The 13,015-nt window shown below is 69.1% G+C and carries 10 protein-coding genes, 1 tRNA gene and 2 pseudogenes; 5 read left to right on the top strand and 8 right to left on the bottom strand.

Translation table 11 applies throughout. The features are described 5' to 3' along the window. The 6 genes and pseudogenes from ACFVM3_RS04690 to ACFVM3_RS04665 all read right to left on the bottom strand — a co-directional run bounded on the left by ACFVM3_RS04690 (position 1) and on the right by ACFVM3_RS04665 (position 8,110). Entirely contained in the window at positions 1-816 is an 816-nt protein-coding gene (locus ACFVM3_RS04690) for a zf-HC2 domain-containing protein (protein ID WP_378435560.1), read from the bottom strand. Continuing rightward, positions 813-1,355 carry an RNA polymerase sigma factor gene (locus ACFVM3_RS04685; protein WP_125674390.1) on the bottom strand — a complete coding sequence of 181 codons (543 nt, stop codon included), beginning with the start codon at positions 1,353-1,355 and terminating at the stop codon, positions 813-815. The genes ACFVM3_RS04690 and ACFVM3_RS04685 overlap by 4 nt, the downstream gene beginning before the upstream one ends. A 147-nt stretch (positions 1,356-1,502) precedes the next feature. Then, on the bottom strand, positions 1,503-2,426 hold the full coding sequence (locus ACFVM3_RS04680) for a MazG family protein (RefSeq protein ID WP_378435558.1): 924 nt from the start codon (positions 2,424-2,426) through the stop codon (positions 1,503-1,505). Further along, entirely contained in the window at positions 2,423-3,427 is a 1,005-nt protein-coding gene (locus tag ACFVM3_RS04675; RefSeq protein ID WP_378435556.1) for a hypothetical protein, read from the bottom strand. The genes ACFVM3_RS04680 and ACFVM3_RS04675 overlap by 4 nt, the downstream gene beginning before the upstream one ends. Positions 3,428-3,582: 155 nt before the next feature. After that, a complete protein-coding gene (gene mfd, locus ACFVM3_RS04670; protein WP_378435722.1) occupies positions 3,583-7,140 on the bottom strand; it encodes a transcription-repair coupling factor in 3,558 nt (1,185 codons plus the stop codon). 56 nt (positions 7,141-7,196) lie between these two features. Beyond that, positions 7,197-8,110: pseudogene (locus ACFVM3_RS04665) on the bottom strand (LLM class flavin-dependent oxidoreductase). 86 nt (positions 8,111-8,196) lie between these two features. On the opposite strand from ACFVM3_RS04665, the gene ACFVM3_RS04660 reads away from it, so the two are divergent. The 4 genes and pseudogenes from ACFVM3_RS04660 (at position 8,197) to ACFVM3_RS04645 (ending at position 11,120) form a co-directional block, all read left to right on the top strand. Continuing rightward, positions 8,197-8,961: a helix-turn-helix domain-containing protein gene (locus tag ACFVM3_RS04660; RefSeq protein WP_378435554.1), complete on the top strand. Its 765-nt coding sequence runs from the start codon at positions 8,197-8,199 to the stop codon at positions 8,959-8,961. 47 nt (positions 8,962-9,008) lie between these two features. Next, entirely contained in the window at positions 9,009-10,193 is a 1,185-nt protein-coding gene (locus tag ACFVM3_RS04655; protein ID WP_378435552.1) for a PQQ-dependent sugar dehydrogenase, read from the top strand. 35 nt (positions 10,194-10,228) lie between these two features. Beyond that, positions 10,229-10,750, top strand: coding sequence for an isochorismatase family protein (locus ACFVM3_RS04650; protein WP_378435550.1), 522 nt, complete (start codon positions 10,229-10,231; stop codon positions 10,748-10,750). A 3-nt stretch (positions 10,751-10,753) separates the two neighbouring features. Beyond that, positions 10,754-11,120, top strand: a pseudogene (locus tag ACFVM3_RS04645) (NUDIX domain-containing protein). 3 nt (positions 11,121-11,123) lie between these two features. On the opposite strand, the gene ACFVM3_RS04640 reads toward ACFVM3_RS04645, so the two are convergent. Together ACFVM3_RS04640 and ACFVM3_RS04635 are read right to left on the bottom strand one after the other, a co-directional pair. Beyond that, positions 11,124-11,717, bottom strand: coding sequence for a TetR/AcrR family transcriptional regulator (locus ACFVM3_RS04640; protein ID WP_037342446.1), 594 nt, complete (start codon positions 11,715-11,717; stop codon positions 11,124-11,126). Positions 11,718-11,815: 98 nt separating this feature from the next. Beyond that, a complete protein-coding gene (locus ACFVM3_RS04635) occupies positions 11,816-12,766 on the bottom strand; it encodes an acyl-CoA desaturase (RefSeq protein ID WP_378435548.1) in 951 nt (316 codons plus the stop codon). A 173-nt stretch (positions 12,767-12,939) separates the two neighbouring features. Here ACFVM3_RS04635 and ACFVM3_RS04630 point away from each other — a divergent pair. Then, a tRNA-Gln gene (locus ACFVM3_RS04630) sits at positions 12,940-13,011 on the top strand. Positions 13,012-13,015: the final 4 nt, after the last annotated feature.

Raw genomic sequence — 13,015 nt, 5'->3', positions numbered from 1 at the left:
TCATCGTTCGGATCCGGTGAGGAGGCCGAAGACGCTCCGCCGGAGCACCACCACGACCGCGGTCAGCGCGAAGATCGCGCCCCACACCGGGAGCAGCCGGGGCTCGAGCGCGGTGGCGCGCCCTTGCGAGGCCACCGCGGGCGCCAGGATCACCGCCATCCAGACCCCGGTGAGGACATAGGCCGCCCGTACCACTCCGATCAGCCCGCCGAGTGCGAGCGTCCCGGTGGTGAAGGCCAGGCTCGGCAGGAGACCGAGCCCGAATCCGCCGCCGGCGAGCCAGCTCGAAAGGCCCTGGATCGGCAAGACGACCGCGAGGACCGCCGTCGTCCGGCGCAGCAGCAGGTAGAGCCCGGCCCTCGGCGTCGAAGTGACGAGTTCGTACGCGGGATCGAGCCCCTTGGCCCACGAGACCGCGACCCCGAGCACCGGCAGCACCGGTGAGAAGAGCTGGACGAACGAGTAGCCCTTGGAGCCGGTGAACCCGAGCGAATCCAGCAGGAAGCCCAGCGCCGGGATCAGGACGATCATCACCAGCCACGGCAGCATCACCGGCGTCACCCAGGTGTGCAGCCGTCCGGTCCACCCCTTTCGCATCGGGCTCGGCCCCGCTTCGGCGAGCCTCGGCCCCAGTCCGGACCAGACGTCGTCCACCAGCGCCGATACCGTCGGAAGGCGGAGCGCGGACAGTCTCCCCCGGCATTCCGCGCACGATTCGAGATGAGCCTCGACCGCCCAGACCTCGTCACCGGCCAAACCGTCGTCCCCGCGGACGTAACCGGCGAGGAGCTGTTCGGACACGTGTTCCTTGTTCACGACAGCGCCTCCCGCATCGCGATCCGAGCCCGCCTGGCGCGGGTTTTGACGGTTCCTTCCGGCAGGCCGAGCAGGACCGCGGTCTCACGGACGGTCAGCCCGTCGAGCACCATCGCCTGCAGGACCTGGCGTAGTTCGGGAGCGAGACGTCGCAGCGCGTCGCCGACGTGGTCGCCGACCGCACCGGCCAGCGCCTCCTCCTCGGCGGCGGGCGCGACGGTGGTTTCCGCGACCGGCAGGGGCTGCGCGTGCCGCGCCCGGCGGCGGAAGGCGTCGACCAGCCGGCGCGCGGCGATCGTCCACAGCCAGCCCACGGCGCTCCCGCCGACGGCGGACCCGGCGAACGCGCCCGCCGCGCGCCAGACCGCGAGGTAGGTCTCCTGCATCACCTCGGCGACGATCTGATCGTCGGCGCAGCGACGGCGCAGGCGCACGGCCAGCCACGGCGACGTGCGGCGGTAGAGCTCCTCGAACGCCGCGCGGTCACCTCGGGCCGTGCGGCGGACGAGCTGCTCTTCGTCCGGTTCCGTTCCTTTCACATCCGGCAAGACGCCGAGATCACCGAACCGGTTCTCACCCGATTGTGTCCTGTGTCACAAACGCCATTTGCTGGCGTGAAGTACATGAAGGACCCCTTCCTGTACTTAGGCGCAAGGAAGGGGTCCTTCATGTACTAGGAAAGGGCGTCAGGAAGTCGGCCAGAACTTGCGCCAGCCGTCGGCCTCGAGCGTCGTCGGCTCCAGACCGGCGTCCCGCGCGGCCTGCTCGGCGGCCCGGATGTCACGCGCGAACCGCTTCGCGACGGCGCGGAGCTCGCCTTCGGGATCGATCCCCGCGCGGCGCGCGGTCGCGGCCACCCGGAACAGCTGGGCGGCCGCTTCGGAACCGTCGGGGAACAGGTCGAGCGGGATCCCGGCGCGGCCGCTGCGCTGGCCGAGCTTCCCGGCCAGCGCCACGGCGGGCTGACCGAGCGCGACACCGTCCACAATGGACTGACGACTCTTCTCGGCCTGCTTCAGTTCTTCCCATTTGAGGTTCTGGTCGCTGACGGTCTCGACCCGGGGAGCGTCGGCGAAGACATGCGGATGACGTCCGACGAGTTTCGCGACCAGCTCGGAAGCGACCTCGTCGATCCCGAACGGATCGTCCGCGTCCTCGACCGCGACGCGCGCGTGGAACAGCACCTGGAGCAGGACGTCGCCGAGTTCCTCGCGTAAGGCGACGCGGTCGCCCTCTTCGATCGCGTCGAGCAGCTCGTAGGTCTCCTCGACCAGGTACTGACGCAGCGACTCGTGTGTCTGGACGGCGTCCCACGGGCATCCGCCCGGCGAGCGGAGCCGGTCCATCACCTCGGCGGCCTCGACCAGCGGAGGAACGGGCGCTTCGATCACGCGCGCACCCGACCTGATCAGCTCCGCGGCCTTCGGTTCCCTTCGCGATCCGGCGATGAGCACGAGATCCCGCACCTGCGCCTCACCGAGCGCGGACACCCCGAAAACGCCGGGATCCACATCGGACGCCGCGTACACGGCCGCGCTGTTCCGCAAGATCGGGAGTGCCGCGGCGGGCAGTGTCGCGCCGCGGGCGATCACGACGACGGCAGCGGTCACGGGTTTTGCGGGGCGGCACCGTGCACAGGCAGCACGATGCCCTTCTTCGAAGCTTCGTTGGGCGCGAGGTCCATCTCGACAACATCCCACACGCCGTAGCGCGGGTTCACCTTGAGGTCGACCTGGCCGAGGTACGACTGGAGGAGCCGGACACCGATCTTGGCCAGCTGCTGGGCGGTGGGCTGCGCGGCCTGATCCGACGCGACGGGCTTGTCCGCGGTCCGCTCACGCATCACGACGACGACCCAAAGCGGCTGCTGCGGTGTCGGCTTGAAGGCGGCGACGGTGTTGGGTTCGAGACCGAACAGGACGGTGGCCGCGGTCGCGGGCGACTGCATGGCGGGCAGCTTCTGGCCGGTGCCCGCCTGGGTGTCGGAGGTCTGCTGATCCTGCGCGATCAGTTCGGCGGCGGCGTTCGGCGAGGCGGCGAAGCGGCGGGCCTTCTCGATCGCCTGCTCGCGCAGCTGGTCCGCGTCGGCGCCGGTGGCGTCGGTCGAGGAGACCGAGCTGAAGTCGAACGTGACGCTGAGCTTGTCCATGTACTTCATCGCGAGCTGGGTCTGCAGCGCGGCGTCGACCAATGCCTCGCGGTGGTCCCGCACCCGCGCCACGAGCTGTTCGACGCTGAGCTCGGGGTCGTCCTGCGGGTTGGCCTCCATCGGCTTGGCCAGCGGATCGTTCTGCAGCGCGTTCACCACGAGGGACTCGTCGACCCCGATGCCTTCCCGCTGAGCGGCGCGCTGGGTGAGGTCGTGCAGGATCTCCTGGCGGACGATCTCGCGGCCGACGAGGTCGAGCTTGTGCTCCTTGGCGAGCTGCTGTCCGTACGGGTGCTCACGAACGGCCTTGTCGATCAGCTGCTGCACGCGATCCACCGAAACGGTCCTGCCGTCGACGATCACCGCCGCGCCGACCTGCCCGGGTCCGGCGTTGCATCCGGCGAGAAGGAGAGAACCGGCAAGAACCCCGACCAGCGCGCGACGGCGCCCCATGATCCGCATCACAGGGCCTACCCTCTCATACCGGCCCCGGCGAGAGAACCAGGTCGTCAGTCGCGATTCGGGCTCGGCCCATCACACGAGTTCCGCCTTCAAGCACGCGAGTTCCGCTTCCAGTCACGCGAGTTACGTCTCCGATCACGCGAGTCCGGAGTTCCTCACGCGACGGGCGCCGGCGACTTCATCAGATTCGTCAGCAGCTTCGCGCACCAATCGAGCAGTTCCTCGTCTCGCAGTGCCGGGGCGCCCATCCGCCCGCCCGCCGGACCCTCCGTCGGCTTCGGCACGGAAACCGTGTTCGTCACCGCCTTGTAGAGAGCCTTGGGGTACAAGCGCTTCAGCCGCACCAGCTGCGAGTCCGCCAGCGGCAAGGGCGCGAACCGGATCGACGTACCCTGGGCGGCGACCTCCGTGACCCCGGCCGCGCGGCAGGTGTGCCGGAACGCGGCGACCGCGAGCAGCCTCCGCACCGCGGCGGGCGGCTGGCCGTAGCGGTCGACCAGTTCCTCGCGGACGGCGTCGAGCCCGGCCTGGTCGGGCGCGGCCGCGATCTTGCGGTACGCCTCCAGCCGCAGCCGCTCGCCCGGCACGTAGTCGTGCGGGATATGCGCGTCCACCGGGAGATCGACGCGGACGTCGGCGAGTTCTTCCTCCTCCGCCGTGTCCGCACCCGCGTGACGGCGGAACGCGTCGACCGCTTCGCCGACGAGCCGCACGTACAGATCGAAACCGACGCCGGCGATATGCCCGGACTGCTCCGCGCCGAGGATGTTGCCCGCGCCGCGGATCTCCAGGTCCTTCATCGCGACGGCCATACCCGCGCCCAGTTCGGTGTTCTGCGCGATGGTCGCCAGCCGGTCGTGCGCCGTCTCGGTGAGTGGTGCCTCCGGCGGATACAGGAAGTACGCGTACCCGCGCTCCCGCCCGCGCCCGACGCGGCCGCGCAACTGGTGCAGCTGCGCGAGACCCAGCAGGTCACCGCGTTCCACCAGCAGCGTGTTGGCGTTCGAGATGTCCAGCCCGGTCTCGACGATCGTGGTGCAGACGAGCACGTCGTACTCGTTCTCCCAGAAACCCTGGATGATCTTCTCGAGTTTGTCCTCGTTCATCTGCCCGTGCGCGGTGACGACGCGGGCCTCGGGCACCAGCTCGCGAATGCGCTTCGCGGCCTTCTCGATCGACGAAACCCTGTTGTGCACGTAGAAGACCTGGCCGTCGCGCAGCAGTTCGCGCCGGATCGCGGCACCGACCTGTTTGTCGTCGTACGCGCCGACGTAGGTCAGGATCGGGTGCCGGTCCTCGGGCGGGGTCAGGATCGTGGACATCTCGCGGATCCCGGCGAGCGACATCTCCAGCGTCCGCGGGATCGGCGTCGCCGACATGGTCAGCACGTCGACGTGCGTCCGCAGCGCCTTGATGTGCTCCTTGTGTTCGACGCCGAACCGCTGCTCCTCGTCGACGATCACCAGGCCGAGGTCCTTGTACCGGATCCCGGTCTGCAGAAGGCGGTGCGTGCCGATCACGATGTCGACTTCACCGGAAGTGAGCTGCTCGAAGATCGCGTCCGACTCGGGTTTCGAGGTGAACCGCGAGAGCCCCCTGATCTTCACCGGGAACGAACTCATCCGTTCGGTGAAGGTGTTGAGGTGCTGCTGCGCGAGCAGTGTCGTGGGCACCAGCACCGCGACCTGTTTACCGTCCTGCACCGCCTTGAACGCCGCGCGCACCGCGATCTCGGTCTTGCCGTAGCCGACGTCGCCGCAGATGACGCGGTCCATCGGGACGCCGCGTTCCATATCCGCCTTGACCTCGTCGATCGCGGCGAGCTGGTCGTTGGTCTCGGTGAACGGGAAGGCGTCCTCGAGTTCGCTCTGCCACGGGGTGTCCTGCCCGAACGCGTGCCCTGGGGCGGCCTGCCGCGCCGCGTAGAGCTGCACGAGTTCTGCGGCGATCTCCTTGACCGCCTTCTTCGCCTTGGCCTTGGTGTTCTTCCAGTCCGACCCGCCGAGTTTGTTCAGCGTCGGCAGCTCGCCGCCGACGTAGCGGGAGACCTCGTCGAGCTGGTCGGTCGGGACGAACAGCCGGTCCCCTGGATGCCCGCGTTTGGAGGAGGCGTACTCCAGCAGCAGGTACTCGCGGGTCGCGCCGGCGACGGTGCGCTGCACCATCTCGACGAACCGGCCGATGCCGTGCTGGTCGTGCACGACGTAGTCGCCCGTCTTGAGGGCGAGCGGGTCGACGGCGTTGCGGCGCCGCGACGGCATCTTGGTACTGAAGTCCTTTGTGGACGTTCCCGCGCCGGAGCCCCGGCCCGTGAGGTCCGATTCGGACAGCACGACCAGCGCGCGCTCCGGCGAGACGAAACCGTCCGAAAGGCCGCCGCACGTCACCGTCACGACGCCGGGTGTCAGCGGACCGGTGATGCCTTCGGCGAGCGCCGCGGGCACCTCTCCCGCCGACAGCTGCTCGACGGCGCGCGCCGCGGTGCCGTGCCCGGCGACGACGAGCACCGCCGTCCCGCCCGCGGCCGTGTGCGCGCGCAGGTCCGTCGTCGCGCGCTCGACCTCGCCGCGGTAGTTCGGCGCGGCCTCGATCGAGACGCGGTAGACGTCGGGATCGTCGCTGGCCAGCTGCGTCAGCGTCCACCAAGGGCGCTTCGTCTCCTGAGCGTGCTTCGCGATCCCCGCGAGGTCTCGGTACGCGGAAGCGCCGAGGTCGATCGGAGCCTGACCGCCCGCGGCGGCCGTGGTCCAGGACGCTTCGAGGAACTCCTGCCCGGTACGGACCAGGTCGGCCGCGCGGGCACGGATCTTCTCCGGGTCCGCCAGCAGCACGTGCGTGCCCTCGGGCATCGCGTCGGTCAGCAGGTCCAGCTCGCCCTCGCACAGGACGGGGATGAGCGCCTCCATGCCCTCGACGGGGACCCCGCCGGAGAGTTTGGTGAGCATCTCGGTGAGCTGGGCGTCCGCTTCGTACGTCGTCGCCAGCTCGGCGGCCTTCGCGCGCACCGCCTCGGTGAGCAGCAGCTCACGGCACGGCGGCGCGCTGACGTGCCGGATCTCCCCCGGCAGCGACCGCTGGTCCGACACCGCGAACGCGCGGATCTCGCTGACCTCGTCACCCCAGAACTCGACCCGCACCGGATGCTGCGCCGTCGGCCCGAACAGGTCGAGGATGCCGCCGCGCACGGCGAACTCGCCGCGTTTCTCGACCATGTCCACCCGCGTGTAGGCGAGCTCGACCAGCCGCTCGAGCAGCCCTTCGAAACTCTGCTCCTCGCCGACCACCAGGTCGATCGGCGCGAGCGAACCGAGCCCGGGCGCCATCGGCTGGATGAGGCTGCGGACGGTCGCGACGACGACGCGCAGATCGTCGGCGCCCGTCTTGAGCCGGTGGAGCACCTCCAGCCGCCGGCCGACGGTGTCCGCACGGGGCGACAGCCGTTCGTGCGGCAGCGTCTCCCAGGACGGGAAGTCGGCGACGGCGGCTTCGCCGAGGAAGGACTTCAGCGAAGCGGTCAGTTCGTCGGCCTCGCGGCCGGTCGCGGTCACCGCGAGCACGGAGCGGCCGCCGGCGCCCTCGTCCGCGGCGAGGGCGCCCACGACCAGCTGGCGGGTGGCGATCGCGCCCTGGAGTTCGAGCACCGGGGCACCGGCCCGCTCCACGACCCCGCGAAGGGCCGGATCGGGAAGGATGGAATGAAGGAGTCCGGACAATGGAGCGTTTGTCACCGTCCCAGCCTACGTGGGGGCACCGACAGTCCGCCGCGCGATCACCGGGGCAAGGCGTCGGCGACCATCGGAAGCTGTTCGTCTAACTCGGCCGGTTCCTGCGTCGCGATCCGGATCAGCACGTGTTCGGCGCCCGCGTCCTGGTATTCGCGCAGCCTGTCGGCGACCTGCGCCGGGCTGCCCGCGATCTGCACCTGGATCTTCTCGACGAAGTCCAGCGGAACGCCGTAATTACGCCGCGCGTAGTCCTCCAGCCGCTCACGTGCCCGGATCGGGTCATTCTCGATGAGCACTGTCGCGAACAACGCGGGCGTCACGGGCGTATGGCAGCTTCGCGGATCTTCGCGAGCCCGTCGGCGTAGTCCGCGACGTCGGGCGGATACGGCAGCCAGCCGTCGTAAAGGCGTCCCGCTCGCTCCAGCGCGCCCGGCGTGAACGACGCCAGCCACACCGGCGGGCCACCCGGACGGTGTGGTTCCGGGTACTCCGGAAGCGTGTCGTAGTGCAGCACCTCGCCGTGGAAAGGGCCGCTTTGCCCGCTCCAGACGTGCCGCCACAACGCGACGATGTCGTCGAGCCGGGCGCGACGGCGTTCCCACGGAACGCGGGTGAAGGCGAATTCGGGTTCACTGCGGCCGGCGAACCCCGCGCCGACCCCGAGCGTGATCCGGCCCCGGCTGAGCAGGTCGAGCGAGAGGATCGCGTTCGCGGAAAGCAGCGGATCCCGCAACGCCGGGAGCAGCGCGGCGGTGCCGAGGGTGACCCGCTCGGTTCTGGCGGCGAACGCGCCGAGCAACGTCAACGGATCGATGGGCGCCCGCGCGAGGGTGTCGCCGACCCAGACCGAATCGAAGCCGAGGCGTTCGGCTTGGACGGCGATGGCGACCATTTCCGGCGCGGTGCGCCCGGCGTCGAGGATGGACCGATAGGTGGGGACGACCAGACCGAAGTTCATGCCGGGAGCATCGCCGCGGCGGGGAATCGTCTCAATTCCTTCGAGGGAATGGCGGCACCGGCGACGGCTCGGCCAAGATGACGACCATGGTTTCCGGATTCGGCCCCGCGCTGCGGGGCTGGCGCGAGCGGCGGCGGCTGTCCCAGCTGGAACTGGCGCTCCGGGCCGGGACCACCCAGCGGCATGTGAGTTTCCTGGAAGGCGGCCGGTCGATTCCCGGCCGCGGCCTGGTGCTGCGCGTCGCCGAATCGCTCGAACTCCCGCTCCGGGAACGCAACGGTTTGCTGCTCGCGGCCGGGTTCGCCCCTGGTTTCCCCGAAACGAAACTGGACGATCCCAGGTTGAAGCCGGTTCTCGACGGTATGCGGCGGCTGCTCGACGGGCACCGGCCGTACCCGGCGATCGTCGTCGACCGCTACGGCGTGCTCGTCGCCCGCAACGACGCGCTCGACCTGCTCTTCGAGGACGTGGCGCCCGAACTGCTGGAGGAACCGGTCAACACCCTGCGGCTCGCGCTGCATCCGAAGGGGATGGCGCCACGGGTGCGGAACCTCGCGGACTGGGCGCGGCACATCCTCGAACGGCTGACGCAGGAGATCGCGCACGCGCCAGACGAGCGGCTCGCCGCGCTGCTGGCCGAACTCGAAAGTTACGTTCCGGAGCCGGGGCCGCCCGGCCCGGACCATCTCGGGTTCGCCGTGCCGATGCGCCTGTCCACTTCGGCGGGTGAACTGCGGCTGATCACGGCCATCACGACGTTCGCGACCGCGGCCGACGTCACGGTGTCGGAATTGAAACTGGAGACCTTCCTTCCCGCCGACGCCGAGACGGCCGCGATCCTGACGCGTTGACCGGTCCGTTCCTAGTGGGCGGTCGACCACGGTGGCATGCTGATGTCATGCGCACTTCCGCCGTCGTCGTGTTCGCTTCACTGTCCTTGCTGGTCACGGCCTGTTCCGGGGCGTCAAGCGAGACGGTGCAGAGCGCACCACCGGTCACTTCGAAGCCCGCCGTGTCGGCGTTGAAGGTCGAGCAGGTGACGGCCGGGCTCGAACATGGCTGGGACGTCGGCTTCCTGCCGGACGGGAAGATCCTCGTCACCCAGCGTCCCGGGAAGCTGGCGCTGGTCGAAGGTGGCACGAAACGCGACGTCGCCGCCGACTTCTCCGACGTCCACGTCCGCGGCGAAGGCGGCCTGATGGGGATGGTGGTCAGCAAGGACTTCGCGACTTCGCGCGAGTTCATCACCTGCCAGACCCACAAGGAGGGCGACACCGCCGTCGACATCCGGCTGGTCACCTGGCGGCTGTCGGACGACGGCGCGAGCGCGACGAAGGTCAAGGACCTCCTGACCGGGCTGCCGGTGAACCCCAGCGGCAGGCACTCCGGCTGCCGTCCCGCGTTCGGCGCGGACGGCGCGCTGCTCGTCGGCACCGGCGACACCGCCCGCCCGCGGCATCCGCAGGACCGGACCAGTCTCGGCGGCAAGGTGCTGCGCGTCGACGCGAAGACCGGGAACGCGTTGCCGGACAACCCGTTCATCAAGTCCGCGAACCCGAACGAACAGCGCGTGTTCACCTACGGGCACCGCAACGTCCAGGGCGTCACGGTCCGTCCTGGCACCGGCCAGGTGTTCACCGCCGAGCACGGACCGACGATCGACGACGAGGTCAACCTGGAGACCGCGGGCGCGAACTACGGCTGGGACCCGTCCAAGGGCGGCACCGAGACCAGCTACGACGAAAGCGTCCCGATGACCGACAAGCAGCGCTTCCCGGACGCCGTCAGTCCTTTGTGGACGACCGGCGAGATCACCGAGGCGATCTGCGGCGCGGAGTTCCTCACCGGATCGCAGTGGGGAGCGCTCGAAGGCTCGCTGGCCGTGACCGCGCTGAAGGGCCAGAAACTCCTGCTGTTCCGCCTCGACGACGCTGGCAAGGTCACCGAAGTGACGCTGCCGCCCGAGTTCGACGACAAGTTCGGCAGGCTTCGCGCGGTCCGGAGCGCGCCCGACGGCTCGCTCTACATCACGACTTCGGAAGGTCAGGACGACAAACTGCTGAAGGTCACCCCTGGCGCCTAGATCTCCTGCCGGCGTAGGGACACTAGGCTTCCCCCATGACGAAGATCGACCCGGCGACGACGGCGCTCGTCCTGATCGACCTGCAGACCCGGATCGTCGCGCTGGAGACCGTCCCGATCGAAGGCACCGAGGTCGTCTCGAACGCCGTCCTGTTGCGAGACGCCTTCAGCGCGGCCGGCTCGCCGATCGTCCACGTGCGCGCGCACCGAACGGGCGTCGACGAGCAGCCGCCCGGCAGCGAACTGGTCGCCGAGCTGACGCCCCGTGAAGGCGAGCACCTGATCACCAAGCACACGATCGGCGCGTTCTACCGCACCGGACTCGACGAACTCCTGCGCGGACTCGGCGTGAAGACACTGGTGCTCGCCGGGATCGCCACGGAATACGGCGTCGAATCGACACTGCGGGCCGCGATCGACCACGCCTACGAGACCATCGCCGTTTCGGACGCGATGGCGGGTATCGCCGCGATCTCCCACGAATCGGCGGTCACGAAGGTGTTCCCACGACTTGGCGAAGTGCTCACGACCGCCGAGACCGCCGCGGCACTGGGCTGACCCGTGATCGACAAGATCGCCTGGCTGCGTCTGCGCGACGGCCGGATCCTGAGCACCGCCCACGCGGCAAATCCGTGTTCTCTCTGCCCGGCGGCAAACGCGAACCCGGCGAAACCGACACGGAGACCCTGATCCGGGAAATCCGTGAGGAACTGACCGTCGAGATCGTTCCGGCGAGCATCGAGCCCGCCGGGGTCTTCGAAGCGCAGGCCGACGGCCACGCGACGGGGCGGCCGAATTCAGCGGAACGCTCAAGGCAGGCAACGAGATCGACGAGGTCGCGTGGCTCGGCTACGCGGACAAGGGCCGAGTCTCCGCGGTGGACAAGATCATCTTCGATCACCTGCGGGAGACCGGGCTCCTGCGCTGAGGTTCAGTGCAGCCGCAGCTTGGGTTTGTGCTCCAAATTGGACAGACCGTTCCAGGCCAGGTTGACCAGATGCGCGGCGACCTCGTCGCGCTTGGGCTTCCTGGCGTCGAGCCACCACTGCCCGGTGAGCGCGACCATCCCGACGAGCGCCTGCGCGTACAGCGCGGCCAGCTTCTCGTCGTAACCCCGCGCGGCGAACTGCTGCGCGAGGATGTGCTCGACCTGGCTGGCGATGTCGTTCAGCACCGTCGAGAACGTGCCCGTCGAACTCGCGACCGGTGAATCCCGCACCAGGATGCGGAAACCGTCGTGCGAGTCTTCGACGTAGGAGAGCAGCGCGATCGCCGCCTGCTCCAGCATCACCCTCGGGTGTCCACCGTGGAGCGTGGAGACCATCCGGTCGAGCAGCAGCTGCGTCTCGCGGTCGACGACGACGGCGTAGATGCCTTCCTTGCCGCCGAAATGCTCGTACACCACCGGCTTGGAGACGTTCGCGCGATGCGCGATCTCCTCGATGGACGTGCCTTCGAAACCCTTCTCCGCGAACAGGGCCCTGGCGACGTTGAGCAGTTGCTGCCTGCGCTCGGTCCCCGTCATCCGCACCCGGGCCACCGGGGCGACAGGACGCGCCCCGGTGACCGCTTCACGTTTGGTCCGCCTTCTCCCCGCCATCGCAGAAGACTAACGCGACCTCGCTATTTGCTTTCAGTGGCGATGCGCGCGAGGCGCTGCGGGGTCGGCCAGCGCACGTCGTAGGCCCAGCCGAACTTCTCGAAAATCCAGATCAGCCGCGCGGAAATGTCGATCTGGCCGCGCTGCACACCGTGCCGCGCCGAGGTCGGGTCGGCGTGGTGCAGGTTGTGCCACGACTCGCCGAAGGAGAAGATCGCCAGCGGCCAGAAGTTGGCCGACTTGTCGCGGGCCGCGAACGGGCGCTCGCCGATCATGTGGCAGACCGAGTTGACCGACCAGGTCACGTGGTGCAGCACGCAGACGCGCACCAGCCCGGCCCAGAAGAACGCGGTCACCGCGCCCCAGAACGACCAGGTGATCAGTCCGCCGAGGATCGCGGGCAGCACCAGGGTGAGCAGGCTCCACAGCCAGAACAGGTCGTCGACCTTCTTGATGGCCGGATCCTTCACCAGGTCCGGCGCGAACCGTTCCGCGTTGGTCTGGTCGCGGTCGAACAGCCAGCCCATGTGCGCGTGCCAGAACCCCTTGGCGATGGCGACCGGCGAGGTGCCGAACAGCCACGGCGAATGCGGGTCGCCGTCGCGATCGGAGAAGGCGTGGTGGCGCCGGTGGTCGGCGACCCAGGTGATCACGGGGCCCTGGACGGCCATGCTGCCGGCGATCGCCATGGCGACGCGCAGCCACGGCTTGGCCTTGAACGAGCCGTGCGTGAAGTAGCGGTGGTACGAGACGGTGATACCGAGCCCGCTGATCGCGTAGAAGACCACGAACAGGCCGACGTCGACCCAGGTCAGTCCCCAGCCCCAGGCGAACGGGACGGCCGCGAGAAGCGCGGCGAGCGGGAAGATGACCCCGAGGTAGACCGAGAGCTGCACCGCGCTCGATCGGTGTCCGTCGATTACCGGTTTGGGGCCCTTCGCGGGCTTCTGGGAACGGTCGAGGGTAGCCGTCATGCAGTCACTTCTTTTCTACGCGCAACCCCGAGGGTTTCCCTAAGGGTGACCTTACCTACGATGCCGTAAGTTACGGTACAGGAGGTTTGGTCCCCTGTGGAGTGCCCGCGACGGTGAGGTAACCCCCGGGCGCACGCGGAGGTCTCCGGCATGGCTATCCTGACCAGGATCGATCCGCCGTAGTGTAATCGGCAGCACTTCAGATTTTGGTTCTGACAGTTCAGGTTCGAATCCTGGCGGCGGAGCAGA

The sequence above is a fragment of the Amycolatopsis sp. NPDC057786 genome (genome assembly GCF_042797905.1).
Classification (GTDB): Bacteria; Actinomycetota; Actinomycetes; order Mycobacteriales; family Pseudonocardiaceae; genus Amycolatopsis.
The sequence above is the reverse complement of the archived record's forward strand: the minus strand, read 5'-3'. Positions and strand labels throughout refer to the sequence as shown.